Raw genomic sequence first — 23,061 nt, 5'->3', positions numbered from 1 at the left:
TGAGCGCACGCGGGGCCCTTTCGTACTGTCACACAGTATGAAAGGGCCCCGCGTGCGGTCGCAGAAGCTACTTCAGGTCGTACGCGCGGATGATGGTCTGCTGGACCTCACCGTCCGCGTCCGCCGCCCGCGCCTTGAACGACACGTTCTTCGCGCCGTGCGGGTGGATCAGCGTGACCTGCCAGCCACCGCGGTTCTTGCGCAGCGGCACCGGTTTCCAGGTCGCGCCCTCGTCGTAGGACACCTGCACCGCCGGGTCCTTGATGTCCGTGACCTTGCCCGTGCCGTTGCGCTCCACCGTGATCGGCACGGTGACGACGCGACCGGCCCGGTTGGACTCGTCGAGTCGCGGCGTGAACCGGACCGCCAGCAGCGGCACCGGCTGGTACTCCTCGCCGGCGACGTGCTCGGAGGTGAACGACCAGGCGGCCGTGATCCGCGACGACTGGCCGTCGCGGGCCGACTCGGTGTGCACCTGGTAGCGCTTGCGTTCCGCCGGCACGCCCTGGATGTAGGCGTAGCCGGAGGAAGGCTGGTCGGAGATCACCTTGCCGTCGACGGTCACGGTCGTGCGGCCCGCCGTCTCACCGGTGACGCCGATCATGCCCTCCGCGCCGTGCATCGGCACGCTCAGGCGCAGCAGGTCGCCCACGCGTCCGGCATGGCGGACGTACCGCGCGTCGTGCGGCAGGCCGGGGCCGTAGACGGCGCTGTTCCAGTGCTCGGTGGTGGTGCGGCCGAGCTTGAACACGCGGCCGAAGCCCGAGTACTGGCTGCCGTACGCCGGGTACTCGCCGAGCTTCGCGAACTCGGTCAGCGAGCCGTCCCAGGCGACGTCGGGCGTGTAGAACTCCTTGAGCCGCAACGGGAGCGGGCCCGAGGCGCCGCTGTCGCGCTGGCCGATCGAACCCGGCACGCGGACGTGCGTCACCGAGTCGACCCTGGCGAGCTCACGGTCCTTCACGGAGCGCTGGAGGTTCTCGGGCACGCGGCCGTTCTCGCTGATCCGCACGTGGTACTGGTACGGGCTGCCGGCGAAGCCGCCGCCGCCGTCCGGCTTTGCCATGACCGACTGTGCGTGGAACCGGAACTTCGGCCAGGACGTCGTCGACGGCCGGACGCGCAGGCTCTCGAAGTCGTTCAGGTACCAGGAGCCACCGGTGGCGCCCCAGTTGGCCTGCATGTCGAAGACCAGCTCGGCGGACGCCGGGGCGGTCTCCCGCTCGACCTTGATCGACGGCTGGACGCCGTGCCGTGCGTCGAGCACGAGGTCGACGTTGCCGTTGACCTCCAGCGCCGGTTCGGTGAGCGTGGTCGTCGTGCCGCGCTTGGTCGGGTCGGCGTTGGGCGTGTGGATGGACCCGTCCAGGAAGAACGTCCCCTTCGGCAGGCGCTGCACGAGCGCGCCGGCTGGGAGGGACCGGAAGTAGGCCTTGGGCTGGTTCACGTCGACGAACCGGTAGTTGTAGTTCGTCGTGGGCTTGCCGTCGTGGTCGAGGAACGTGACCTTCACGTCGTAGCTCTCGACCTCCTTGTTCACGCCGATCACCGTGCGGGTGCCGTCGGACGACACGACCGCCGCGCTGTAGATGCCGTCCGGCACGGTGGCCTTGGTGTCGGCGGTGACCGTGGCGTCGGCGGTGCCGCCCGCCGGGATCGTGAGCTTCGCGGGCGAGACGCTGAACAGGCCGTTCGCGGCCGGCTTCACGTCGGCGACGCTGAAATCGATCGTCACCTCAGACGTGCCGTTGTTGCGGTAGGTCAGCTTCTGCGTGATGGGCTTGTCGTCGTCGTGCGGCCACAACGCGGTACCAAGCGAGAAGCTGCCGTGGTCGGTGGAGACGGCCGTCGACACGGCGCGACCCACGTCGAGACGTCCGGCGCCCTGCTCATAGGCGCTCAACGACGGGTTGGGCTTCGCCGAGTTCATCAGCGCGGCCTTGATGTCCTCCGCCTTCCACGCGGGGTTCTTGGCGGCGAGGATCGCCGCCGCGCCCGCCACGTGCGGCGTGGCCATCGACGTGCCGGACAGCGCGACGTGCGCGTCGCCGGCGGGCGTGCCGATCTGGCCGTTGCGGGCCTTGGCGGCCACGATGTCGACGCCCGGCGCGGTGATGTCGGGTTTGACCGCGTTGTTCACCCAGCGCGGGCCGCGTGAGGAGAAGTCGGCGAGCTTGTCGTCGCGGTCCACGGCGCCGACGGTGAGGGCTGCGTCGGCGGACGCGGGGGAGCCGATCGGGCCACCGGAGTTGCCGGCGGCGACGACAAACAACGCGCCGGTCTGCTCGGTGATGCGGTTGAGCGCGAGCGACATCGGGTCGGTGCCCTCGTCGGGCCACGAGCTGCCGAGGCTCATGTTGATGATCTTGGCCTTGGTCGCGGCCCACTCCATGCCGGCGATGATGTCGCTTTCCCGCCCGCCGCCGTAGTCGCCGAGCACCTTGCCGTTGATGAGCTTCGCGTCGGGTGCGATGCCCTCGTACTTGCCGTCGCCGGTGACGGTGGACGCGACGTGCGTGCCGTGGCCGACGCGGTCGTCGGTGGTGTCGCTGTCGGAGAAGTTCTTCGACTCCACGACGGCGCCCGCGAGGTCCGGGTGGGTCTCGTCGACGCCGGTGTCGAGGATCGCGACCGTGACGTCCTTGCCGGTGAAGCCCTTCTCCCACGCCCGGGGCGCGCCGACCTGCGCGGCGCTGCGGTCCAGTGACGCGGTCACCTTGCCGTCGAGCCAGATCCTGCCGGTGCCCGCCGCCCGGGCACCGGCCCAGAACCCGCCGTCCTTGCCGGCCTTGACCGCGTGCGCGCCGATGCTGGGCAACGGCTCGGCGTTCGCGGCGCTGATCCCCTGCCCCTGCACGATCAGCGGAATGGTCCTGGTGGACGCGTCGTCGTAGCCGGATCTGGCCAGCAGCGAGACGTCGAACAGCCGCTCGTCCAGTTCACCCGAGGCGAGCCGGGCCTGGGCGTCGAGCGGGACGACGTGCAGGTCGCCCTGTGGGTCTTTGAAGGTGCGGAACCCGACGTCCTCCCTGCCCTTGGCTCCTCTGGCCCGGACCTTGCCGCCGACGACGGTGATCTCGTCACCGGTGATGAGCGTGACCTTCGTGGTCAGGCCGTCGGCCTGCACGTGTTGTTCCGGTGGCGCCGCTGAAGCAGGAACGGCTGCCGTGGCGGCAACCACGGCAGCCGTCAGCCCGGCGGCGATGTGTGATCGTTTCAACGCGAACTCCCCTGGGTTCACTGCATGGCTCTCAGTGACAGAGACACTTCCCAGAGTGGTCGCGTTGTGCGGCCGGTCACATCAACGGTTCACAGAACAGCGCGCTCCACGGCCGCCTCGACGTGCAGGCGGGTCGTCGGGAAGACGGGAAGCGGCACGTCAGCCTGGGTGATCAGCAGTTCGATCTCGGTGCAGCCGAGGATGATCCCCTCTGCCCCTTCGAACCGTGCGATCACGTCTTGATAGGCGCGGCGGGACTCGTCGCGGACGATGCCCAGGCACAGTTCGTCGTAGATGATCCGGTGCACGGTCGCCCGGTCGTCCTCGGACGGCAGCAGCACCTTCAGGCCGTGCGACTCCAGGCGTTCGCGGTAGAACGGCTGGTCCATCGTGAAGCCGGTGCCGAGCAGGCCGACCGTGGTGAGGCCCGCGGCCTTGATCGCCGTGGCCGTGGTGTCGCCGAGGTGGATCACCGGGATGTCCACGGCGGCCTGCACTTCGTCGTACACCTTGTGCATGGTGTTGGTGCAGATCAGCAAGAAGTCCGCGCCGCCGGCCCGCACCTGTGCGGCGGCCTCGGCGAGCGCCTTGCCCGCGTCGTCCCACCTGCCCTCGACCTGCATGCGTTCGATCTCGGCGAAGTCGACGGAGTGCAGCACGACCTTCGCGGAGTGCAGGCCACCGAGGCGTTCGCGCACGAGTACGTTCGCGAGCCGGTAGTACTCCGCGCTGCTTTCCCAGCTCATTCCGCCCAGCATTCCGATCGTCAGCATGGTGCCAGTCAAGCACTCCAGCGCGGGTCGCGGCCGGTGGTGGCGAGCAGCCGCTCGAACTCCGACGCGTCCGCGGATGCCTCGACCGGCGGGCCGAAGACGTTCCACTCGACGGCCGTCGGCCCCATCTGGGCGACGAGGTTCGCGACCTCCGCCAGCACCTCGGGATCGGGCTCGAAGCGCCGGCCGGTCGCCTGGGCGAGGTCCGAGGCGTGGATGGTGAGGTCGAGCAGCGCCAGCCCGCCGACGGTCTGCGCGGGCATCCGCATGTTCCCGGCGATGCCGTCCGTCGCGCCGGGCTGTGCCCACGCCTCGACGAGCTTGGCCGTCTCGGCCGGGTACCGGTCGCGCCAGTCCGGGTAGGACGGGGTGTGGCTGAAGTCGGCGTCCTGCTTCACGGCGAGCTTCTGGAACTCCACGACGACGTGCAGCAGGTGGTCGAGCAGGGCGCGGACGTCGTAGTCGGCGCATGGGGTGGGCTTGGTCAGGTCGTCGTCGGTGATGGTGGCGATGACGGGCAACGCGTGGTCGCGGGCGCGGTCGAGCAGGACGCTGAGCTTCATGGTGCCGACGGTATTTCCGTGCGTGTGGGCGTTCTTGAAGAAACGCGCCAACCCAGTGCTGCGTCAGCCAACCTTCGCCGCGTCTTCGGCGCTCAGCGGGCCGCCTCGCGGCAGTCTGAGCACCGAATACGGGGCAAAGGCTGACTGGCGCAGCATTAGGATCGGCGCTGTGCAGGGGCCGCGACGGGACACTCGGGGGATCGTGGACGCGCGCGAGCTTTTCGCTCGTGTGAGGTTCCGCCGCCGTCTGCCGTGCGCGGAGTTGCAGCCGTATCTGGAGCACTACTGGCTGATCGACGGTCACTTGGACGCGCCGTACACCACACACGTCGTGCCGCATCCGTCCGTGAACATCGTCTTCGAGCACGGGTACGCGCAACCGGAGATCGCCGGGGTCGGACTGGGGCTGTTCAGCCGCGTGCTGGACGGGCGGATCCGGGTGGCCGGTGTGCAGTTCCGGCCCGGCGGGTTCCGGCCTTTCCGAGCTGAACCGGTGTCCGAGTGGACCGGGCGGCACGTGCGGCTCGACGTCGCGTCGTCGCTGGTGCTGGGAGTCGAGGACGAGGACGAGCGGGTGGCAGCGCTCGACGCGTTCCTGCTGGGCATGGGACCGGTTGCCGATCCGCAGGCGTCGCTGGCGATGGAGCTGGCCCAGCGGATCCGGGACGACCGGGAGATCCGGCGGGTCGCGGACTTCGCGCGGGACTGCGGCGTTGCGGTGCGGACGATGCAACGGCTGTTCGCGGACTACGTCGGTGTGAGCCCGAAGTGGGTCATCCTGCGGTACCGCATCCACGAGGCGTTGGAGCGTGCCGAGTCCGAGGTCGAGTGGGCTCGACTGGCCGCGGATCTCGGGTACAGCGACCAGGCCCACCTCGTGCGTGACTTCACCCAGACCGTCGGCGTCTCCCCCACCGCCTACGCGCGGGCGCTCACGTGAGGTACTCGCACAGCTCGACGATGATCCCCTCGGGGCCGCGGACGTAGACGAGCCGCAGGACGTCCTCGTACCGCTCGACGGTCCCGACCAGCTCGGCGCCGTGCCTCTTGAGGCGGACGAGGGTGTCGTCGAGGTCGTCGATCACGAACGTGAGGTGCCGCAGGCCCAGGGCGTGGATCGGGCCGCCGGAGGCGCCGTCGATGCTCCGCGGGGTCTCGAACTGGCTGAACTCGACCTTGTACTGGCCGTCCGGGGTGCGCATCATCGCGATCTCGCTGCGGGAGCCGTCGAGGCCGATGACGTCGTCGACGAACGCGCCCTCCATGTGCGCCTTGCCTTCCAGCTCCATGCCGAGGTCCTCGAAGAACGCGACGGCGGCCGTGAGGTCGGTGACGGTGATGCCGACGTGGTCGATGCGCTTGATGGTCATGTCCAGGGGACGGAGCGTCCTGCCGGATCTCGACACCGAAAGTGGTCCAATTTCGAAAGTCGGTTTTGGCCCTGTCAGTTGGACCGCTTGGGCGGCAGAGTCGTCGGTATGAGCCTCGCCTTCCTGATCACCACGTTGATCGCGGTCGCCACGCCCGGCACCGGTGTGCTGTACACGCTGTCGGCCGGCCTCGCGCACGGACGCAAGGCGAGCGTCATCGCCGCGTTCGGCTGCACTCTGGGGATCGTGCCGCACGTGCTGGCCACCGTGACCGGCCTGGCCGCGCTGCTGCACGCAAGCGCCGTGGCGTTCGAGATCGTGAAGTACCTGGGTGTCGCGTACCTCGTGTACCTGGCGTGGAGCACGTTGCGGGACAAGAGCGAACTGGTCGTGGACACCTCGTCCGCACCGGCGTCGGCACGGAAGATCGTGGTGTCGGCGGTGCTGATCAACCTGCTCAACCCGAAGCTGACGATCTTCTTCGTGGCGTTCCTGCCGCAGTTCGCGACGGGCTTCGGTCAGATGGTCACGTTGAGCGCGGTGTTCATGGCGCTGACGTTCGCCGTCTTCGCCGTCTACGGGGTGTTCGCGGCGTCGATGCGCAACCGGGTGCTCGCGCGCCCGCGGGTGATGGTCTGGCTGCGGCGGTTCTTCGCGGCCTCGTTCGCGGCGCTCGGGGTGAAGCTCGCACTCACCTGAGCAGTCGCGCGGCCAATCCCTCTCAGTCGCAGGCGGCGGCGCGTTGCAGCAGGAGCACCTTCTCGCGTTCGTTGCGGGTGAGCGAGGCGGCTTTCTCGAACTCCGCCTTCGCCTCCCGCGCCCGGCCGAGCTTGACCAGGAAATCGCCGCGCACGCTGGGCAGCAGGTGGTAGCCCTGCAACGCCTTCGCACCGGAGATCTCGTCGACGAGCGCGAGGCCGGCCGCTGGCCCGAAGGCCATCGACAACGCGACCGCGCGGTTGAGCTCGACGATCGGCGACGGCGAGATCTGCGCGAGCACCTGGTAGAGCGTGGCGATGCGCTGCCAGTCGGTGTCCTCGGCCCTGCGCGCGCGGCCGTGACACGCGGCGAGGGCGGCCTGCACGTAGTACGGGCCGGGCGGCTGGTTGAGCGCCTCGGCGCGTTCGAGGGCCTTGAGGCCGCGGCCGATGAGCAGCCAGTCCCACTTGCCGCGGTCCTGCTCGAGCAGCAGCACGGGTTCGCCGCCGGGCCCGGTGCGGGCCTTGGAGCGGGAGGCCTGGATCTCCATCAACGCGACCAGGCCGTGCACCTCGGCCTCCTTGGGCGCGAGCTCGGCGAGCACGCGGCCGAGCCGCAGCGCCTCCGCGCACAGTTCGGGACGCAGCCAGTCGTCGCCCTGGGTCGCGGAGTAGCCCTCGTTGAAGATCAGGTAGATCACTTCGAGCACCGACGCCAGCCGGGGCGCGAGGTCGGGACCTTCGGGGACCTCGAACGGCACACCGGCGTCGGCCAGTGCCTTCTTGGCGCGCACGATCCGTTGCGCCACCGTGGAGTCGCTGACCAGGAACGCGCGGGCGATCTCCTCGGTCTTGAGGCCGCCCAGCATCTTCAACGTCAGCGCGACCCGCGCCTCGGTGCCCAGCACGGGGTGGCAGGCCGTGAAGATAAGGCTCAGCAGGTCGTCGCCGATCTCGTCCTCGATGCCCTCGCTGGCGTCCGGCGTGGCCTCCTGGACGTCGCGGCCGATCTCCTCGACCTTGCGGTTGAAGTTCTCGCGCCGCCGGATCTGGTCGATCGCCCGCCGCTTCGCCGTCGTCGTCAGCCACGCGCCGGGGTTGCGCGGCACGCCTTCCTCCGGCCACTGCTCCAGGGCAGCGACCAGCGCGTCCTGCGCCATCTCCTCGGCGAGTCCGACGTCGCGGGTGTACCGCGCCAGAGCGGCGATGACCTTCGCCGACTCCATCCGCCAGACAGCGTCGATGGTGCGGTGCACCGAGGTGGTAGCCCCCATGGGGGCATCAGACCACAGCCACCTGCCGTATTTCCACGACGCACGCCGGAAGGGCGATGCGCCTGATACGCTCCACCGCCTCCTCCCGGCTGCGGACGTCGATCAGCCAGTACCCCGACACCCCGCACGCGCCGGGCACCAGGTCGCCGGCGTCGAGCAGGACGCCCGCGCGCTCGAGCGCGTCCCTGTGCAGTGCCGCCAACGGTTTCGGGCTCCTGACGAACACCATGAACCGCACCGGACCTCCTCGGTCGCTCCTACATCGACGTCGAACGAGGGGGTGCCGGAATCGACAGGATGATCAGCGGCTGGTCTCAAAAGGCGGCGGCCACCGCGCCGGGACCTGGTTTCGGCGCGGAGGCCGTGCGGTTATCCGGTCATTTCGCGGTGAAGTCGGCGACGTGGTCGCGAGCCCACCGCGCGAACGTCCGGTACGGCCTGCCGGTGACCGCTTCGTAGTCCGGCGACACGACGAACTCGTAGTCGGCGAAGTCGTCCGGGTCGCCGCCCTCGTAGCCGGCGATGCCGAGGATGTACCGTGCGATCTCCTCCGGCCAGCCGATGCTCACGTAGTAGGCGAGCGCTTCGTCGACCGTGACGTCCTGGAACGTCAGTTCGCGGCCGATCGCCTCACCGATGGCCGCGGCCATCTCCCGCTGGGTGAGCTGCGGCGGCCCGGTCAGGGTGTAGGCCTTGCCCGCGTGCCCGTCCTCCTGCAGCACTCTGATCGCCACGTCGGCGATGTCGGCTTCGTGGATCGGCTGCCCGAACGCGTCCGGGTCGGGGTGCACGATCGTGCCGTCCTCCCGGATCGACGGCCCCCACAGATCGATCTTGTTGACGGCGAACTCGCCGGGCCGCAGGTGCGTCCACTCCACGCCGGACGCCTCGACGGCCTGCTCGACCGGCAGGTGATGGCTGGTGTCGTAGCCGTAGGTCACCGCGCCCGAGGACAACGTCACGATCCTGCGGACGCCGGCCCGCACCGCCCGATCCACCACCTCCTGGGCGGTCGGCGGGTGCGCGAACAGGTACAGCTTCTCCACGCCGTCGAACGGGATGCTGTCCGGGTCGTCGAGGTCGGCCTTCGCGACCTCCACGCCGTCCGGGAACGCGGCCTTGGCCGGGTCGCGGGTGATCGCCCGCACCGGCCCGATGAGTCCGCGCACCACCAGGCGGCCGACGTTGCCCGTCGCACCGGTGACCAGGATCGTCATCGCAGGCCCCCTTCGATTCCGTCGAGCAGTCTGTCGAGCCCGTAGTCGAACGAGCCGCGCACGCTGTCGGCGAGCGTGCCCTCGGTGTCGTAGGCGCCGGCGTTCCAGAGGGTCGTCATCGTCGGGTAGCGCTCGACGTCGAAGTAGTCGTCCCAGAACACCTGCCGCGCACCCCACCACGAGTCACCGGACTCACCGGTCGTCGCCGCGAGCTGCTGGTCGTCCACCTCGGACGCGGCCGCGCCGTGCACGAACCCCTCGACCGCCACCTGCGCGACCGTCACCTGCCGCGGTTCCAGCCCGGAGTCGGCGAGCGCGGCCAGCAGGAACTCCTGACCGTCCATCAGCCCCGGCCCGAGCGGCGGCCGCACCATCGACACGTCCCGCATCCACGGGTGTGCCTGGTAGACCTCGCGCGTGCGGTCGGCGTAGTGCTTGATGCGTTCGCGCCACGTGCCTTCGGGCGTGAGGTCTCGTTCCTGCAGCACGGTGTCGGCCATCAGGTCGATCAGCTCGGCCTTGCCGGGCACGTGCGTGTAGAGCGACATCGTGCCGACGGTCAGTTCCTGCGCGACGCGGGCCATCGACATCGCGCCGAGCCCCTCGCGGTCGGCCACCGCGATCGCCGCGGTGACGATCTGGTCGACGCTCACCTTCGGCTTCCTGCCCACCTGCTTCGGCTCCGGCGGTGTGCGCCAGAGCAGTGCGAGCGTCCTGGCCGGGTCTCCCCCGCCACTGCGTTCGGCGGCCATCCGTCCACCCCATTTCCGTAGGCCATACGGAAACAATACCGTATGTCATACGGAAACCTGGGCCGATCCTCGTTCAGGTGAGTCCTCAAGTTGGTGCTTGACAATATCTACAGTCGGCGCTACAAAAAATCTGTACCTGGTAGCTCTTCCTCAAGGGAGTGACACGAGGTGCTGAGTACTAGCGAGAGGGCTTTCGCGGACCTGGTGTGCGCCGATCCGGCATGGGTGAGCGCGGAGTTCGAGGCGATCATCGACGCCAACTTCGGCACAATGCCGACACCGCGTCCTCACTCTCGCGTCAACGCGGCGGGCTATCCGGAACCCGCCACGTTGCGAGAGGTGCGGCGCGCCGGGGTCGCGAGGTCGCGGCAGCGATCTCCTCCGGCTGGATGAGGAACGCACGTCCCGTCCAGCCGGCGCGAAAGGAGCCCAGACAGTGACAGGGGCGGCAAGCCTGCGGGCTGCCGCCCCTTCTGGTTCACCCTGCGGCCCGGACCGTCCCAGGCCACGCGGCACCACGAACCACCAGCAGCGCGAGCAGGACCAGCCCGACGGCCACTCCGGTCTCGCGAGCTCGGGCCGGCACGCACGAGATCAGGACCGGCACCACCCGGACAGGGCCGACAGGCGCCGCGTCCCACGCGCCATCCGCCACCGCACCGCTCCCCCAGGTGCGCCATGCCGTCAGTAAGCGAAAACGCCGCCCCGGTCGTCCGGGACGGCGTTTCCTGTGGTGGGAGCTGGTTTGTCAGGCTTGTGGGCGGGTGGTCACGAGCGCCACGCGAGCGTCGTCAGCATGTCCTTGCCGCGCTCGGCGCTGCGCGGCTGGCTGAGCACGTCGTAGTGACCGGCCACGAGCTGGGTGGTCGAGGCGAAGTCACGACGGCCGCGCGTGGCCGCGTACCGGACGGCGGCGCTGGCGAGACCGAACACCGTACCGGCGACCAGACCCGTGATGATCGGGGCGATGGCGCCGCCGGTGGAGAACAGGCCCAGCAGCAGACCGACGAACAGACCGAGCCAGGCGCCCGACGCGGCACCCGTGCCGAGAACGCGGCCCCAGGTCAGCCGGCCGGTGACGCGTTCGACGATCATCGGGCCGACCCCGACGATCGTGACGTCGGCGACCGGGAAGTCGTTGTCCGCCAGGTGGTCCACGGCCCGCTGCGCCTGTTCGTAGGTCGCGTAGGAACCGATGGGCCACCCGGTGGGCGGCGTGGGCAGTGCATTGACGCCAGTGGAATTGGCTCCGGTGACGAACGGAGTCGCGGTGGTCATTTCCAACACCTCCGAAATGCGATCCCTACACCTGGTATTACGAACGCGCTCCCACTTTTGTTCCCAGAGTTGAGCTGATGTGACTCAGCTCCCTCTCGGTAAGCGTGATGTCCAGCGATTCCAACGTTTTCGCGAGGTCCTCAACCTGAGAATTCTCAGGTTTCGCGCCGGCGTGCTCGACGGTGAGCTCCGTGCCGACCAGCCGGCGGCTCAGACCCGGTTCGAGACGCATGACGACCAACTGGCGGCTGAACGGCGAACGCTCGTGCGTGGCGACGTAATAGTTCGCGGCCGCGTAGTCCACGGGCCGCTGCTCGACGTCGTCCTCGAAGGCGTGCTGCGGCTCCCAGCCCTCCGCCGACTGCTTCTCCAGCACCCAGCGGCGATCTTCGCGACGCAGCCGGTGCGGCCATCCGGCCTGGTCCACGACCACGCCGTCGACCAGCGGCATCGGGTGCAGCATCCCGGCTCCGAAGCCGACGTCGACGAGCTGCCCGTCCACGATCGACATGAAGTGCGTGCGCGGCCCGGTCTTCACGCGGCTCATCCGCCGTTCGACGGTGTGGCCGAGGCGTTCCAGCACGGCCGTGAACAGCAACTGGTGCTCGTAGCAGTAGCCGCCGCGGCGGCGTCCGACCAGCTTCGCCTGGATGTCGTCGAGGTCCAGCGACGGCACGCGGCCCAGCATCACGTCGATGTTCTCGAACGGAATGGCACGCACATGCGCCTCGTGCAACTCGGTCAGTGAACTCGACGCTGAAGCTCCGGTGCGCTCGAAGTACGCGTCCAGGTCGACCGATTCCGTCTGCCACATGGTGTTCCCCCTAGGCCTGTTGCCATTCCTCTTTCGTCAGCGCGTATTCGACCTCTCCGTATTCCGAACCGGGCAACGGATCCGGGAAGTCGACGTGGAAGGTGCGGACGTGCCGCAGTCCGCACTTCTCCATCACGCGCCGGGAACCCGCGTTGACGAACATCGTGGTCGCGACGACCCGCCGCACGCCGCCAACCGTGAAACCGCGTTCGATCAGCGCTTTCGCGCCTTCGGTGGCGTAGCCGAGGCCCCAGAACTCGCGGTGCAGCCGGTAGCCGAGCTCCGCCTCACCCGACCCCGTCGGCCGGAGCTCGAACCAGCCGACGAACCGGCCGGTGGCCTTGTCGTGGGCCGCGTGGAAGCTGTCTCCGAGGTAGTTCTCGACCGGCGCCGGATCGAGGAACCGCATCACCTCGGCGTCGGCGTGCAGCGCGCGCAGCGAGTCCACGTCGGACTCGGCGACCGGGCGAAGCGTCAGGCGTTCGGTTTCCACGGGGGAATCCTGTCGCGGTCGTCCACCGCTTTACCGGTCCGCGGCGACGCGGGCCTACGGGACGTTCGCCGGCGTGATCGTCTCCAGGATGTTGCCGGCGGCGTCCCGCACGACCACGCGGGCGTCCGGGTGCCGGTCGATCAGCGGCGCGGCCAGCACGAACGTGCCGTTGCCCATCGACGCGGGCACGTCGGCCGTGCCCGGCCGGACGTAGGTGATCGACGCGACCTTCGGATCGAGGACCAGGCCGACGGCCGCGGAGGAGGTGCTGCCGCCCGACTCCAGCTCCCCCTCCTCGCCGCCTTCCTTGACCTTGAACGGCTTGAAGTCGTAGAAGGCCGACATCGCCGCGACGGTCGTGCCGCGGAGCTCCTCCATGTCGTCGAGGTCGTAGACCATGCCGGGGGTCGGGTCGTTGTCCGCCTCCCGGCAGTAGAGCAGCAGGTCGCCGAACCGTCCGGTGATGATCGTGTCGGTGGCGCTCACTTTGGCCGTGAGGCCGAGCGCGAACTGGTCGGCGTCCGGGACCGGCCGGCCCTTCAGGCAGGCGCCGAACCGCGCGGTCTCGGGCGTGTCGCGGGCGGCGGGCGGCAGCGGCCGGTCGACGACGGACGGCGTGGGCTTCGGCACGCCTCGCACGGCGGACTGCTCGCCGTTGACCAGCGCTTTCGTGCCGTTCTCCGCCTTCTGGAAGCCGCTGGGGGCGAGGAACAGGCCCTCCACGAGCGCGGGCAGGGTGCTGTTCTGCCCGGAGTCGGCGATCTGGGACAGGCTGAGGAAGCTGACGTCCGGTGAGACCAGGCCCGCCATCGTGCCGGACGGGGTGGTGAACAGGATCCTCACCTTGCGGCGGCCGTCCTCGATCTTGGCCGCGTTCGGCTCGGAGATCGTCGTCGTGGTGGCGGTGTTCGCGCAGAAGAACAGGCCGGTCGGGCCGCGGAACGCCGTGAGGACCGTGCCGTTCTTGTGGCTGGTCGCGATCGGCTGCCACTGCTCGGCCGGTGGGTGCGCCCTCGCCGCGGCGACACAGCGGGCCAGCGCGTCGGGGGCGACCTTGCCGAGTTCGACGTGGTTGACGACCGTGCGGTCCTTGCCGACGAACTCGCCGTTGTACTGCACAGGAGGCGCGGCCACGTCGGCGGAGCCGCCGATCACGGCCTGGCCGGCGACAACGGCACCCACGGCGAGAAGGCTGACACCGGCGGCGATCAGGGCGGGCCTGCCGTTGCGGGCGGCGGGGCTCATGCCCTCGGACAGGCGCTGGCGGGCGCGCATGCGGACGTCGTCGGGCAGGGTGCGGTGGTCGGGCAGGTGGTCGATCATCCGTTGTCCTCGGGGGTCAGGTCGCGCAACCGGGCGCGAGTGCGGGAGACGCGGGCGCGCACGCTCGACTCGGCGATCCCGAGGAGCGCGGCGGCGTCGGCGGTGGACACGTCGCCGAGCAGGCAGAGCTGGGCGATCTCGCGTTCGGACTGGGGCAGTTTCGCGATCGCGGCCACGACCTGCGCGAGTCTGCGCTGGGCGTCGGTGCGGGCGGCGACCTCGTCGGCGTGGTCGCGTTCGTCCTGCGGTGTCAGCCTCGTGACCAGGCGCAACGCTCTGCGCGACGCCCGCCACTCGGTGCGGGCGCGGTTCGCGGTCACGGTGTAGAGCCACGGCAGCGCGGAGTCTCGCACCAGCTGGGCCTCGCCGCGCTTGCGCCACGCGGTCAGGAACGTCGCGGAGAGCAGGTCCTCGGCCTGCGACCACGAGGCCGTGAGCCGGTAGGCGTAGTTCCAGACCGCTTCGGCGTGGCGTTCGAACAGCTGGGTGAACGCGGCGTGGTCGCCTTTCGCGATCTGTTCCCAGAGGCGCGTGTCGGGTGGCCCCACGTCCGCGCGCTCGGTCGTCTCAGTCATCACACTCCGCCTGGGGCCGTCACGGCCCAGTGTGCTGCGTGACGCGCGTCACGCGGTGGCGGGGAGCGAGCCCCTCATTCGAGGCGCCTATGACACCGATGGCAAGATCGTGGCGTGCCGATCGAGCAGCAATCCGGCAGTGTCGAGCCGGAGACCCAGGTGTTCGCGAAGATCACGACCGAGGAACTGGACGCGGCGACCATCCCAGGAGTGTCGCCGGTGACGCCCGCTCCATCAGCCCCCGCGCCGGCCCCGGCGGCTGAGCGCAAGCCGAAGTCGCTGACCCGGCGGCTGGCCCGCCGGATCCTCGGCCCGACCTTGATGACGAAGAGGTAGGCCTGGCTAGCGGTCGGGGACCTGACCCAGGCCACCGCAGACCCGGCAGGCGGTCCGGTCCTCGTTGAGCCCGGAACCAAGGCAACGGCTGCACTCCTTCACAGCAGAACAGTGTCCGCTTCCGCTGGGAGCGAGGGCAGCCGCCAAGCAGGGACCCTCCCGGCAATAACGGGTGACCCCCGTCGTGCACGCTCGGTGATCACACCGGGGTGGACGGTCCGGCCGGAATCTCGTTGGCACGCGCGACGTTGCCTGCGACGATGCCGCTGCGTTCACCGTGCGGGAGCATCCACCAGCCGGAGCACCCGCGCGGACACGGATGCGACATCTCGTGCAGGACAAGGCCTTCCGGGCCGGGAACGGGTTGCTGCCACGACATGGTTCCGGACCCCGCACAAAGCCGGCAGGTGTCCTCTTCGCACTCCACACGAGGTTCTTACTCCACGCCGGACACTGTGGGCAATCGCTGGATCGAGGGGAGATCACCGATGGCGGTCGCGGTCGTGACGGGAGCGGGTTCCGGGGTGGGTCGCGCGGCGGCGCGAACCCTGCTGGCGGCAGGCTTCCAGGTGGCGCTGGCGGGCCGGCGCGAGGACGCGTTGATCGACACCGGAGAGGGCTTTCCCGGCTCCGCGCTCGTCGTGCCGACCGATGTGTCGCGCGAAAACTCGGTCGTCGCGTTGTTCGACGCCGTGGTCTCCCGCTGGGGCCGTGTGGACGTGTTGTTCAACAACGCCGGTATGAACGTGCGCCCGACGCCGATCGAGGAGTTCAGCCTCGGCGCGTGGGAGAAGGTCGTCGGTGTGAACCTCACGGGCGCGTTTCTGTGCGCGCGTGAGGCGTTCAGGGTGATGAAGACCCACGGCGGCGGCCGGATCATCAACAACGGCTCGATCTCCGCCTCGGTGCCGCGCCCGCACTCGGTGGCGTACAACGCGACCAAGCACGCGATGACCGGACTGACCAAGTCGCTGTCGCTGGAGGGCCGGGCCTTCGGCATCGCGTGCGGGCAGATCGACATCGGCAACGCGGCGACGGAGATGACCGAGCGGATGGGGCAGGGCGTGCTGCAGGCGGACTTCTCGACGGCGCCGGAGCCGACGTTCGACGTGCGGCACGTGGCCGACGCGGTGCTGTACCAGGCTCAGCTGCCGTTGAACGCCAACGTGCAGTTCATGACCGTGATGGCCACCTCGATGCCCTACATCGGCAGAGGCTGAGCCTGGTACAGGCCGCCGCCGCGTTCGAGCAGGCCGAGGTCGACGAGGTAGCGGCGGATGGTGACGTGGTCGAGCTCTCCCCCGTCGCACCAGCTCCTCAGCCGCTCGTTGATCTCCTTCTCCTCGTAGTAGGTCTGCGGGACGAAGGCGTGCGAGGCGACGTGTTCGAGGATCTTGCGACGGCGTTCGTGCGCGACGGGCAACGAGATCAGCTTGTCGCCGCGCACGAACGGCGCGAGCCCGTCGGCGGGCACCCGCCCGGTGAGCGTCGCCGCGAGCGGCTTGAGGTCGGCCGGCCGGGCGGGTTCCCCCTCGACCAGCCCGGCCTCCCGCAGCTTGCGCAGCGCGGTGCCGGCGTCCTTGACCTCGAGCCCGGAGGCGGCGGCGACGTCGGCCGGCGTTCCCGCTCCGAGCACGACGGCGGCGAACGCCCGCAGCCGCATCGGTTCGGCCAGCGCGCGCACGACGTTCTCCGGGGTGGTCATGTCTGCGACCGTAACCGCGCCGTCCAGCCGATTTCGTGGTCGGGCCGCTCAGCGGGACGGCGCGCCCTGCCAGTCGTTCATCGGCCCACCAGGCCTTCGGCCATGGCGTCGGCGAGGTAGCCCTCGAAGTCCGGCTCGTCGGGCGCCAGGACGTGCCGCACCCACGCGCGGCGCTCGTGTTCCAGCGGCGGCAGCTCCCACACGCAGCCGATGAGGTCCTTCGGGATGACGCTGAAGTGCGTGAGGTCCGGGTCGGTCGAGCCGAGGAACGGCTGGTCGCCGGACACGGCGGTGCGGCAGTGCAGGACGTTGTCCCAGACCCAGTTGTAGGCGTTGAGGTACATGCCCGCGGCGCTGCGGTGCAGGACCGTCACGGTGGCGGGCGGGGTCGGGTCGGCGAAGTCCGGGTAGATCTTGGGCAGGAACTCGTAGGCGGCCGCGCGGACGTCGTCGGTGATCTCCAGCCCCGGAGTGACCACCTCGTAGCGCTTGACGTGTCTGCCCGCGACGACCAGCGGTTCCTTCACCGCCAGCTGCTTCTCGTAGAAAGCCATGCGTCGAACATATGAGCTAACCCTGACAGGGTGTGTCAGTGGTCGCGCGCCGTTTTTCCTCCGGTTGTGCCGGCCGGGATCACTGACGACGTGTGGCAGGGTGTCCGCGTGCGTGCGAGCCGGTTGGTGTCGTTGCTGCTCCTGCTGCAGACCAAGGGGCGGATGACGGCGCAGGCTCTGGCCGACGAGCTGGAGGTGTCGGTCCGCACGATCTACCGGGACGTGGAGTCGCTGCACGCGGCCGGGGTGCCGCTCTACGGCGACGCGGGCCCGCAGGGCGGCTACCAGCTGCTCGACGGCTACCGGACGAAGCTCACCGGGCTGACCGAGCAGGAGGCCGAGTCGCTGTTCCTGGCGGGGCTGCCGGGGCCGGCGGCGGACCTGGGGCTGGGTGAGGCGGTGTCGGCGGCGCAGCTCAAGCTGATGGCGGCGTTGCCGTCGTCGATGCGGGATCGGGCCGAACGGATGGCCACGCGGTTCCACCTCGACGCGCCCGCCTGGTACTACGACCCGGAGCGCTCGCCGTTCCTGGAGCGCGTGGCGGACGCGGTGTGGCGGGAGCGGCTGCTCGAGGTCGTGTACCGGCGGTGGCAGGCGCCGGAGGAGGTCACGCGGGTGCTGCGGCCGCTCGGGCTCGTGCTCAAGGCCGGGCGGTGGTACCTCGTCGCGCGGGGCAGCAGCAGGATCTCGACCTACCGGGTGTCGCAGATGCAGTCGGTGACGGTGCTGGACGAGTCGTTCGCGCGGCCGGAGGGCTTCGACCTGGCGGCGCACTGGACGGCGTCGCTGGAGGAGTTCCAGTCGCGGCAGTACACCGGTGAGGCTGTCATCCGGCTCTCGCCGCGGGGGTGGGAGTCGTTCTCGTCGTACGTGCTGCCCGTGGTGGCGCGCGCGGCCGAGGAGTCCGCTGTGGACGACGGCGGGTACGTCAGGGTGACGATCCCGATCGAGTCGATCGGTCACGCGACCGGGATGCTGCTGCGGATGGGCGGCGAGGTCGAGGTGCTCGCGCCCGCCGAACTGCGCGAACACCTCACTGACGCGGTACGCCGGTTGGCGTCGATCTACCTGCCGCCGCGCGGGGCGGGCGCGGACGATCCGCCACGCCCGCTGCTCAGCGACCGGGTCTGATCCCGAACCGCGCGAGGTGGTGCCACAGGTGTTTGACGACCTGGGGTTCCGCTTCGGTGTTCTCGAAGAGGTACGGGTCGACGAACCCGTCGCGGGCGATCGCGAGTCCCAGCACGACGGACTCGGGCGTGCGGTAGCCGGCGTGCCGCAGCAGGTCCTCTGTGGACAGCCGGAACCCGGGGTGGCGTTCGACGGGGCACGGCAGGTCGACGCCGGGGAAGCTGGGATCGAGCACGACGGCCTCGACGTCGTCGAGCGTGACGGGGCCGTGGACGTGGGCCTCGATGTAGTCGTCGAGCGCGTCGCGGTCGTCGGCGTCGGCGAGGTCGATGAGGGCGAACCGTTGTGCGGTGCCGAAGTCGACCGGGTCGAACACGCTGTCCGGGTAGCAGAACGTCGTGCGGTCGAGCACCTCCTCCTTCAGCCGCACGTGCGCGGAGCCGAACCGCGGCGCGCCTCCGTGCGGCCGCCGGCGGTGGTTGAGCGCGCCGTACTTGGGCCGGTCGGCGGGCGGGGCGTGGTCGTAGGCGCCGCCGAACAGGCGGCTTTCCCAGTCCCAGCGGGCGCCGCCGGGGTGGGCGGTGAGGCCGCCGTTGCTGGTGCCGGTCTCGAACTGCGACCGGTAGACGCCGTCGCGCACGAGGGCGGCGAGCACGCCGTGGCCGGGGTGGAAGTTGAGCGTGACGCGCAGGTCGCGCGGCATCGGCTGGCCGGTCGAGCGGGCGGCGACGTGGGCGATCGCCTGTTCAACGCTCACGCGCGAGTTCCCGGTCGTGCGGCCGCGACAGCGTCAGCAGGGCGGTGATCGCGCCCAGCAGTGCCATGGCCATGTCCCATTGGGTGTCCCAGACGTCGCCCTGGGTGCCGAGGAAGTCCTCCGCCGCCGAGCCGCCGAGGACGGCGGCGCCCCACTCGCCGAGCTCGTAGGTCGCGCTGAAGGCCAGGCAGACGCAGACCACCAGGAAGAACAGCCATCCACCGGGGCGCAGCGGACTGCGGCGCAGCAGGACCTCGCGAGCGAGCACGGCCGGCACGAAGCCCTGCACGAAGTGGGCGAACCGGTCGTAGTGGTTGCGCGCGAGGTCGAGCAGGTCCTGCACCCAGAACCCCACCGGCACGCGCGCGTAGGTGTAGTGGCCGCCGAGGATCAGGACCAACGCGTGCACGAAGATCAACCGGTAGAGCAGCGGCGTCAACGGGAAGCGCCGGTAGGTCGCGACCAGGATCGCCGCGCCGATCACCACCGGCGCGACTTCGAGGTACCAGGTCGTGCGGTCGTACGGGGTGATGCCGGAGGCGACCAGGGCGGCGGCCGTCAGTCCCAGCAGGACCAGGGGTTCGGTGGCGGAGCGCTTTTCAGAGTTCACGGATCACCTTGCAGGGGTTGCCGACCGCGAGCACCCGCGGCGGGACGTCGCGCGTGACGACGCTACCGGCTCCGACCACGGCGTCGTCGCCGATCGTCACTCCCGCGCAGACGATGACTCCGCCGCCGAGCCACACGTTGTCGCCGATGGTGATGGGTGCGGCGGTCTCGAACCGCTGCCGGCGAGCATCGTGGTCCTCGATCGGGTGCAGGGCGGTGAGCAGCTGGACGCGCGGGCCGATGGAGACGTCGTCGCCGATGGTGATCGTCGCGCAGTCCATGAGGATGGCGTCGTAGTTGAGGAAGCTGTTGGCGCCCATGTGGATCTGGTAGCCGTAGTCGCACTGAAACCGCGGCATCACCCACGAGCCCTCGCCGATCGAGCCGAACAGCCGGGAGATGACCGCGCCGTCGCGGGTGGCGTTGAACTCGTCCACGAGCGCCTGGGCCCGCAGGCGTTCGGCGACCAGTTCGGGGTCGGAGTCCCGGTAGAGCCGGCCGGTCATCATCTTCTGCTTCTCGGTGATCACCCGTCGAGAGTGCCCGAACGCAGCAGCGCGCGGGCTCTCTTCGCGGCGACCTCCATCAGCGCGGTGAGGTCGGCCGCGGAGAACCCCGGTGGCGGCTCGACCGCGAGCACCACAGGTGTGGTGGCCGGAAGCGTGGGGCGGTCGGCCAGCTGAACTGCGGGTTCGTGGGAAACCACCACAGGTGTTCTGGTTCCGACGGGGCCTGCGACGCGCTGCTTCAACGCGTCGAGGAGTTCCTGTTCCGGTTTGCCCTTGAGCAGCAGGAGCACGAACGGGTCGGCGTCGAGCAGCCAGCCGACCTGGAACGCGAGCGCGGCGGCGTGCCGGCAGGGCAGTTCCCAGCCGTCGCAGTCGCAGTCGGGTTCGAGGTCGCCGATGCCGGGCAGCAGGTCCACACCGGAGGATTCGGCGGCGGCGACGAGGTCGCGCGGCATGTCGTTGTCCAGCAGGGCGGCGATGTGCCCTGCCTGCTCGGCGACGCGGTCGAGGAACCGTCCCCATTGGACTTCGGTCAGCGCCGGGACGCTGACCGTGGTGCTGTAGACGGTGTCGTCGTCGTGGACCTGGGCGTGCAGGCGGCCGGGGCTGACGGTGATGGGGCCGACGACGCCGGCGTGGGCGTAGCGGCGGCCGAGGCGGATCAGGCCGCTGTCGAGGGCGGTGTCCTCCAGGGCCTTCACCCAGGCCTTGCCCCACCACGTCGTGGCGACGCGGCGTTTCACCTTGGGGAACGCGGCGAATCCGCGTGCGGTCATTCGGCGCTCCTGAGCTGGACGAGTTCGGCGAGTTCGGCGTCGGTGAGTTCGGTGAACGCGGACTCTCCGCCGTGCAGGACGGCGTCGGCGAGGTCGCGTTTGTCCTGCAGGAGCGCGGCGATGCGTTCCTCGGCGGTGCCTTCGGTGACGAGCTTGTGTACCTGGACGGGCCGGGTCTGGCCGATGCGGTAGGCGCGGTCGGTGGCCTGGTCCTCGACGGCGGGGTTCCACCAGCGGTCGAAGTGGATGACGTGGTCGGCCCTGGTGAGGTTGAGGCCGGTGCCCGCGGCTTTGAGCGAGAGCAGGAAGACCGGCGCGCGACCCTGCTGGAAGTCGTCGACCATCTGCTCGCGCTGGTGCACGGGTGTGCCGCCGTGCAGGAACCTCGTGGGCTGTTTGATGTGGCGTTCCAGGAGCCTGGCCATGCCGACGTACTGGGTGAAGACCAGCGCGGAGCCGTCCTCGGCGACGATCGTGTCCAGCAGTTCGTCGAGCAGGTCGAGCTTGCCGGACGTGCCCTGCAGGGTGTCGTGGCCGAGGTAGTGCGACGGGTGGTTGCAAATCTGCTTGAGGCCGGTCAGCAGCTTGAGCACCAGGCCGCGGCGGGCCATGCCGTCGCTGACCGCGAGGTTCTCGAGGGTCTCCCTGGTCAGCGCCTCGTACAGCGCGGCCTGCTCGGTGCTCAACGAGACGAACCGGTCTGTCTCGGTCTTGGCGGGCAGTTCGGGGGCGACGCCGGGGTCGGACTTGCGGCGGCGCAGCAGGAACGGCCGGACGACCTTGGCGAGCGTGTCGTCGGGTTCGGGCCAGCGGGTGCGGAACGCGCGGTGCGTGCCGAGCAGGCCGGGGGTCGTCCAGTCCAGAATGGACCACAGCTCCGACAGCGAGTTCTCCACGGGCGTGCCGGAGAGGGCGACGCGGGCCGCCGCCGGGATGCCGCGCAGTGCCTTGGCGGTGCCGGAGTGCGGGTTCTTGATGTGCTGGGCCTCGTCGGCGACGACCATGCCCCACTCGTGGTCGCGCAGGGCGCCGGCGTCCAGGCGCATGGTGCCGTAGGTGGTGAGGACGATTCCCGTTCGCGCGAGCGTCCGTTGTGGACCGTGGTAGCGGGTGACCTCGGTGCCGGGCGCGAAGCGGCGGATCTCGCGTTCCCAGTTGCCGAGCAGTGAGGCCGGGCAGACGACGAGCGTCGGGTGTTCGTGGTCGCGGTGCAGGTGCAGGGCGATCAGGGTGATGGTCTTGCCGAGGCCCATGTCGTCGGCGAGGCACGCGCCGAGACCGAGGCCGGTGAGGTGGGCGAGCCAGCGCAGGCCGTGCAGCTGGTAGTCGCGCAGGTGTGCCTGCAGCGTCGCCGGTTGCGGGAACTCCGGGATGGTCGCGATGGCCGTGGTGAGGCTGTGCGGGGCGACCTCGACGTGCTCGCCGTCGATGACCGCGGTGCCGGTGAGGGCGGCGGTCACGGCCTGGACGGCGGTGATCGGGCTGAGCCGGGCGCGGGCCTTCTTCCTGAACTTCGGGTCGACGAGGACCCACTGGTCGCGCAGCCTCACCATCGGCCTGGACGCCTCGGCGACGACCTCCATCTCCGCGTCGGTCAGCGCGTCGCCGCCCAAAGCGAGGCGCCAGTCGAACGTGAGCAGGCCGCCTGCGTCGAACCGGCCGCTGGGTTCGCCGATGACGACTCTCGCGGACAGCGTGGTGGTGAGGTTCTTGGGCCAGTGGACCTCGATGCCGGTGCCGAGTAGTTCGGTGACCTCGGTGTCGGTGAGGTCGGACTGGTCGAGCAGGCGTTGCAGCGGCGGCCAGTCGATGCGGCTCATCGCCCTGATGGCGTCGAGCTCGCGGCCCGAACCGCGCACGTCGCGCGGGTAGGGGTCGGTGATGGCGCGGACCTGGACGATGGCTCGGAACCGCTGGTCGTCGGTCGTCTCGATGCGCAGGGAGAGCATGATCTGCTCGTCGGCCCACGCCTTGAGCTCGGGCACGTCGTGCGGCTCGGCGCCGGCGAACGGGCCGCCCTCGCCGGTGCGCGGGAGCACGTCGGCGACGGCGTCGAGGAACTGGCGGAGCTCGTCGTAGTCGCCGTGCGCGGCGAGCCGGCGCAGGTGCAGCTCGTCGGCGTGGTCGAGCGGCCCGACGCGCCACGTGTCGTGGTTGCCCGCCGTCACGCCGGGCACGATCCGGCCCCGGGCGACCAGGGCGAGCGCGGTGGCGGCAGCCACTCCCCAGTAACCGTCGTCCTGAAGTGCCTCCGGCAGGGCTTCGAGCAGGGGCTTCCCGCGGAGCTGACCGAATCGGGGCGGGTCGGCAGGCACGAACATACTCTGTACGGTA

The 23,061-nt window shown here is 70.0% G+C and carries 27 protein-coding genes; 5 read left to right on the top strand and 22 right to left on the bottom strand.

Annotation, left to right across the window (positions count from 1 at the left end):
* Window positions 1-67 precede the first annotated feature (67 nt).
* The 3 genes from ACRSBM_RS17635 to ACRSBM_RS17625 form a co-directional block, all read right to left on the bottom strand.
* The gene (locus tag ACRSBM_RS17635; RefSeq protein WP_434444543.1) at window positions 68-3,220 is read right to left on the bottom strand and encodes a S8 family peptidase; all 3,153 of its coding nucleotides are present in this window, start codon (window positions 3,218-3,220) and stop codon (window positions 68-70) included.
* Between the two features lie 89 nt (window positions 3,221-3,309).
* The gene (locus ACRSBM_RS17630; protein WP_434444542.1) at window positions 3,310-3,993 is read right to left on the bottom strand and encodes an aspartate/glutamate racemase family protein; all 684 of its coding nucleotides are present in this window, start codon (window positions 3,991-3,993) and stop codon (window positions 3,310-3,312) included.
* An 8-nt stretch (window positions 3,994-4,001) separates the two neighbouring features.
* Window positions 4,002-4,556 carry a TIGR03086 family metal-binding protein gene (locus tag ACRSBM_RS17625; protein ID WP_434444540.1) on the bottom strand — a complete coding sequence of 185 codons (555 nt, stop codon included), beginning with the start codon at window positions 4,554-4,556 and terminating at the stop codon, window positions 4,002-4,004.
* On the opposite strand from ACRSBM_RS17625, the gene ACRSBM_RS17620 reads away from it, so the two are divergent.
* Complete coding sequence (locus ACRSBM_RS17620) at window positions 4,495-5,496, top strand: DUF6597 domain-containing transcriptional factor (RefSeq protein ID WP_434444538.1); 1,002 nt, start codon at window positions 4,495-4,497, stop codon at window positions 5,494-5,496. The genes ACRSBM_RS17625 and ACRSBM_RS17620 overlap by 62 nt on opposite strands.
* Here the strand turns inward: ACRSBM_RS17620 and ACRSBM_RS17615 are convergent.
* The gene (locus ACRSBM_RS17615) at window positions 5,489-5,926 is read right to left on the bottom strand and encodes a VOC family protein (protein ID WP_434444536.1); all 438 of its coding nucleotides are present in this window, start codon (window positions 5,924-5,926) and stop codon (window positions 5,489-5,491) included. The two genes, ACRSBM_RS17620 and ACRSBM_RS17615, sit on opposite strands and share 8 nt — an antisense overlap.
* A 108-nt stretch (window positions 5,927-6,034) precedes the next feature.
* On the opposite strand from ACRSBM_RS17615, the gene ACRSBM_RS17610 reads away from it, so the two are divergent.
* Window positions 6,035-6,625 carry a LysE family translocator gene (locus tag ACRSBM_RS17610; protein WP_434444534.1) on the top strand — a complete coding sequence of 197 codons (591 nt, stop codon included), beginning with the start codon at window positions 6,035-6,037 and terminating at the stop codon, window positions 6,623-6,625.
* Between the two features lie 22 nt (window positions 6,626-6,647).
* On the opposite strand, the gene ACRSBM_RS17605 is transcribed toward ACRSBM_RS17610, so the two are convergent.
* The 10 genes from ACRSBM_RS17605 to ACRSBM_RS17560 all read right to left on the bottom strand — a co-directional run bounded on the left by ACRSBM_RS17605 (window position 6,648) and on the right by ACRSBM_RS17560 (window position 14,350).
* Entirely contained in the window at window positions 6,648-7,898 is a 1,251-nt protein-coding gene (locus ACRSBM_RS17605) for an RNA polymerase sigma factor (protein ID WP_434444532.1), read from the bottom strand.
* A gap of 7 nt (window positions 7,899-7,905) precedes the next feature.
* A complete protein-coding gene (locus ACRSBM_RS17600; RefSeq protein WP_434444530.1) occupies window positions 7,906-8,136 on the bottom strand; it encodes a hypothetical protein in 231 nt (76 codons plus the stop codon).
* A 139-nt stretch (window positions 8,137-8,275) separates the two neighbouring features.
* Window positions 8,276-9,115: an NAD(P)H-binding protein gene (locus ACRSBM_RS17595; protein ID WP_434444528.1), complete on the bottom strand. Its 840-nt coding sequence runs from the start codon at window positions 9,113-9,115 to the stop codon at window positions 8,276-8,278.
* Complete coding sequence (locus ACRSBM_RS17590) at window positions 9,112-9,867, bottom strand: TetR/AcrR family transcriptional regulator (RefSeq protein WP_434444526.1); 756 nt, start codon at window positions 9,865-9,867, stop codon at window positions 9,112-9,114. Before ACRSBM_RS17590 ends, ACRSBM_RS17595 begins: the two co-directional genes overlap by 4 nt.
* Before the next feature lie 478 nt (window positions 9,868-10,345).
* Complete coding sequence (locus ACRSBM_RS17585) at window positions 10,346-10,522, bottom strand: hypothetical protein (protein WP_434444525.1); 177 nt, start codon at window positions 10,520-10,522, stop codon at window positions 10,346-10,348.
* 113 nt (window positions 10,523-10,635) lie between these two features.
* Entirely contained in the window at window positions 10,636-11,145 is a 510-nt protein-coding gene (locus ACRSBM_RS17580; RefSeq protein ID WP_434444523.1) for a general stress protein, read from the bottom strand.
* 37 nt (window positions 11,146-11,182) lie between these two features.
* Entirely contained in the window at window positions 11,183-11,959 is a 777-nt protein-coding gene (locus ACRSBM_RS17575; RefSeq protein WP_434444521.1) for an arylamine N-acetyltransferase family protein, read from the bottom strand.
* A 10-nt stretch (window positions 11,960-11,969) separates the two neighbouring features.
* Window positions 11,970-12,452 carry a GNAT family N-acetyltransferase gene (locus ACRSBM_RS17570; RefSeq protein ID WP_434444519.1) on the bottom strand — a complete coding sequence of 161 codons (483 nt, stop codon included), beginning with the start codon at window positions 12,450-12,452 and terminating at the stop codon, window positions 11,970-11,972.
* A gap of 54 nt (window positions 12,453-12,506) precedes the next feature.
* A complete protein-coding gene (locus ACRSBM_RS17565) occupies window positions 12,507-13,775 on the bottom strand; it encodes a hypothetical protein (protein WP_434444517.1) in 1,269 nt (422 codons plus the stop codon).
* On the bottom strand, window positions 13,772-14,350 hold the full coding sequence (locus ACRSBM_RS17560; protein WP_434444516.1) for an RNA polymerase sigma factor: 579 nt from the start codon (window positions 14,348-14,350) through the stop codon (window positions 13,772-13,774). Before ACRSBM_RS17560 ends, ACRSBM_RS17565 begins: the two co-directional genes overlap by 4 nt.
* A gap of 114 nt (window positions 14,351-14,464) precedes the next feature.
* On the opposite strand from ACRSBM_RS17560, the gene ACRSBM_RS17555 reads away from it, so the two are divergent.
* Window positions 14,465-14,686 carry a hypothetical protein gene (locus ACRSBM_RS17555; protein WP_434444514.1) on the top strand — a complete coding sequence of 74 codons (222 nt, stop codon included), beginning with the start codon at window positions 14,465-14,467 and terminating at the stop codon, window positions 14,684-14,686.
* 199 nt (window positions 14,687-14,885) lie between these two features.
* Here ACRSBM_RS17555 and ACRSBM_RS17550 read toward each other — a convergent pair whose 3' ends face one another.
* Entirely contained in the window at window positions 14,886-15,065 is a 180-nt protein-coding gene (locus tag ACRSBM_RS17550) for a hypothetical protein (protein ID WP_434444512.1), read from the bottom strand.
* Window positions 15,066-15,174: 109 nt separating this feature from the next.
* Here ACRSBM_RS17550 and ACRSBM_RS17545 point away from each other — a divergent pair, with 109 nt between their 5' ends.
* Window positions 15,175-15,906 (top strand): SDR family oxidoreductase, encoded by a 732-nt coding sequence (locus ACRSBM_RS17545; protein WP_434444510.1) that lies wholly within the window; start codon window positions 15,175-15,177, stop codon window positions 15,904-15,906.
* Here the strand turns inward: ACRSBM_RS17545 and ACRSBM_RS17540 are convergent.
* Both ACRSBM_RS17540 and ACRSBM_RS17535 read right to left on the bottom strand, forming a co-directional pair.
* On the bottom strand, window positions 15,888-16,391 hold the full coding sequence (locus ACRSBM_RS17540; RefSeq protein WP_434444508.1) for a DUF2087 domain-containing protein: 504 nt from the start codon (window positions 16,389-16,391) through the stop codon (window positions 15,888-15,890). The genes ACRSBM_RS17545 and ACRSBM_RS17540 overlap by 19 nt on opposite strands.
* Window positions 16,392-16,468: 77 nt before the next feature.
* Window positions 16,469-16,945 (bottom strand): hypothetical protein, encoded by a 477-nt coding sequence (locus ACRSBM_RS17535; protein ID WP_434444507.1) that lies wholly within the window; start codon window positions 16,943-16,945, stop codon window positions 16,469-16,471.
* 108 nt (window positions 16,946-17,053) lie between these two features.
* Here ACRSBM_RS17535 and ACRSBM_RS17530 point away from each other — a divergent pair, with 108 nt between their 5' ends.
* Window positions 17,054-18,076, top strand: a complete 1,023-nt coding sequence (locus tag ACRSBM_RS17530) for a helix-turn-helix transcriptional regulator (RefSeq protein WP_434444505.1) — start codon at window positions 17,054-17,056, stop codon at window positions 18,074-18,076.
* Here the strand turns inward: ACRSBM_RS17530 and ACRSBM_RS17525 are convergent.
* From ACRSBM_RS17525 to ACRSBM_RS17505, 5 genes are read right to left on the bottom strand one after another with little or no spacing between them, the layout of a single operon-like run.
* On the bottom strand, window positions 18,060-18,779 hold the full coding sequence (locus ACRSBM_RS17525) for a DUF3626 domain-containing protein (protein WP_434453102.1): 720 nt from the start codon (window positions 18,777-18,779) through the stop codon (window positions 18,060-18,062). The genes ACRSBM_RS17530 and ACRSBM_RS17525 overlap by 17 nt on opposite strands.
* A gap of 43 nt (window positions 18,780-18,822) precedes the next feature.
* Window positions 18,823-19,443, bottom strand: a complete 621-nt coding sequence (locus ACRSBM_RS17520; RefSeq protein ID WP_434444504.1) for a DUF2238 domain-containing protein — start codon at window positions 19,441-19,443, stop codon at window positions 18,823-18,825.
* Window positions 19,433-19,951, bottom strand: coding sequence for a sugar O-acetyltransferase (locus ACRSBM_RS17515; RefSeq protein ID WP_434453101.1), 519 nt, complete (start codon window positions 19,949-19,951; stop codon window positions 19,433-19,435). The genes ACRSBM_RS17520 and ACRSBM_RS17515 overlap by 11 nt, the downstream gene beginning before the upstream one ends.
* A gap of 17 nt (window positions 19,952-19,968) precedes the next feature.
* The gene (locus ACRSBM_RS17510; RefSeq protein WP_434444502.1) at window positions 19,969-20,727 is read right to left on the bottom strand and encodes an SWIM zinc finger family protein; all 759 of its coding nucleotides are present in this window, start codon (window positions 20,725-20,727) and stop codon (window positions 19,969-19,971) included.
* Window positions 20,724-23,048, bottom strand: a complete 2,325-nt coding sequence (locus ACRSBM_RS17505) for a DEAD/DEAH box helicase (protein WP_434444500.1) — start codon at window positions 23,046-23,048, stop codon at window positions 20,724-20,726. Before ACRSBM_RS17505 ends, ACRSBM_RS17510 begins: the two co-directional genes overlap by 4 nt.
* Window positions 23,049-23,061 lie beyond the last annotated feature (13 nt).

This window comes from Lentzea xerophila (assembly GCF_051094245.1).
Classification (GTDB): Bacteria; Actinomycetota; Actinomycetes; order Mycobacteriales; family Pseudonocardiaceae; genus Lentzea; species Lentzea xerophila.
This window is presented reverse-complemented; position numbering and strand designations above follow the sequence as displayed.

Bases quoted from the DNA above. Each gene is read 5' to 3' on its own strand.
- ACRSBM_RS17630 (WP_434444542.1), bottom strand. From the start codon at position 3,993: ATGCTGACGATCGGAATGCTGGGCGGAATGAGCTGGGAAAGCAGCGCG.
- ACRSBM_RS17620 (WP_434444538.1), top strand. From the start codon at position 4,495: ATGGTGGCGATGACGGGCAACGCGTGGTCGCGGGCGCGGTCGAGCAGG.
- ACRSBM_RS17625 (WP_434444540.1), bottom strand. From the start codon at position 4,556: ATGAAGCTCAGCGTCCTGCTCGACCGCGCCCGCGACCACGCGTTGCCC.
- ACRSBM_RS17615 (WP_434444536.1), bottom strand. From the start codon at position 5,926: ATGACCATCAAGCGCATCGACCACGTCGGCATCACCGTCACCGACCTC.
- ACRSBM_RS17610 (WP_434444534.1), top strand. From the start codon at position 6,035: ATGAGCCTCGCCTTCCTGATCACCACGTTGATCGCGGTCGCCACGCCC.
- ACRSBM_RS17605 (WP_434444532.1), bottom strand. From the start codon at position 7,898: ATGGGGGCTACCACCTCGGTGCACCGCACCATCGACGCTGTCTGGCGG.
- ACRSBM_RS17595 (WP_434444528.1), bottom strand. From the start codon at position 9,115: ATGACGATCCTGGTCACCGGTGCGACGGGCAACGTCGGCCGCCTGGTG.
- ACRSBM_RS17590 (WP_434444526.1), bottom strand. From the start codon at position 9,867: ATGGCCGCCGAACGCAGTGGCGGGGGAGACCCGGCCAGGACGCTCGCA.
- ACRSBM_RS17580 (WP_434444523.1), bottom strand. From the start codon at position 11,145: ATGACCACCGCGACTCCGTTCGTCACCGGAGCCAATTCCACTGGCGTC.
- ACRSBM_RS17575 (WP_434444521.1), bottom strand. From the start codon at position 11,959: ATGTGGCAGACGGAATCGGTCGACCTGGACGCGTACTTCGAGCGCACC.
- ACRSBM_RS17565 (WP_434444517.1), bottom strand. From the start codon at position 13,775: ATGATCGACCACCTGCCCGACCACCGCACCCTGCCCGACGACGTCCGC.
- ACRSBM_RS17560 (WP_434444516.1), bottom strand. From the start codon at position 14,350: ATGACTGAGACGACCGAGCGCGCGGACGTGGGGCCACCCGACACGCGC.
- ACRSBM_RS17550 (WP_434444512.1), bottom strand. From the start codon at position 15,065: ATGTCGTGGCAGCAACCCGTTCCCGGCCCGGAAGGCCTTGTCCTGCAC.
- ACRSBM_RS17545 (WP_434444510.1), top strand. From the start codon at position 15,175: ATGGCGGTCGCGGTCGTGACGGGAGCGGGTTCCGGGGTGGGTCGCGCG.
- ACRSBM_RS17540 (WP_434444508.1), bottom strand. From the start codon at position 16,391: ATGACCACCCCGGAGAACGTCGTGCGCGCGCTGGCCGAACCGATGCGG.
- ACRSBM_RS17535 (WP_434444507.1), bottom strand. From the start codon at position 16,945: ATGGCTTTCTACGAGAAGCAGCTGGCGGTGAAGGAACCGCTGGTCGTC.
- ACRSBM_RS17525 (WP_434453102.1), bottom strand. From the start codon at position 18,779: ATGCCGCGCGACCTGCGCGTCACGCTCAACTTCCACCCCGGCCACGGC.
- ACRSBM_RS17515 (WP_434453101.1), bottom strand. From the start codon at position 19,951: ATGATGACCGGCCGGCTCTACCGGGACTCCGACCCCGAACTGGTCGCC.
- ACRSBM_RS17510 (WP_434444502.1), bottom strand. From the start codon at position 20,727: ATGACCGCACGCGGATTCGCCGCGTTCCCCAAGGTGAAACGCCGCGTC.
- ACRSBM_RS17505 (WP_434444500.1), bottom strand. From the start codon at position 23,048: ATGTTCGTGCCTGCCGACCCGCCCCGATTCGGTCAGCTCCGCGGGAAG.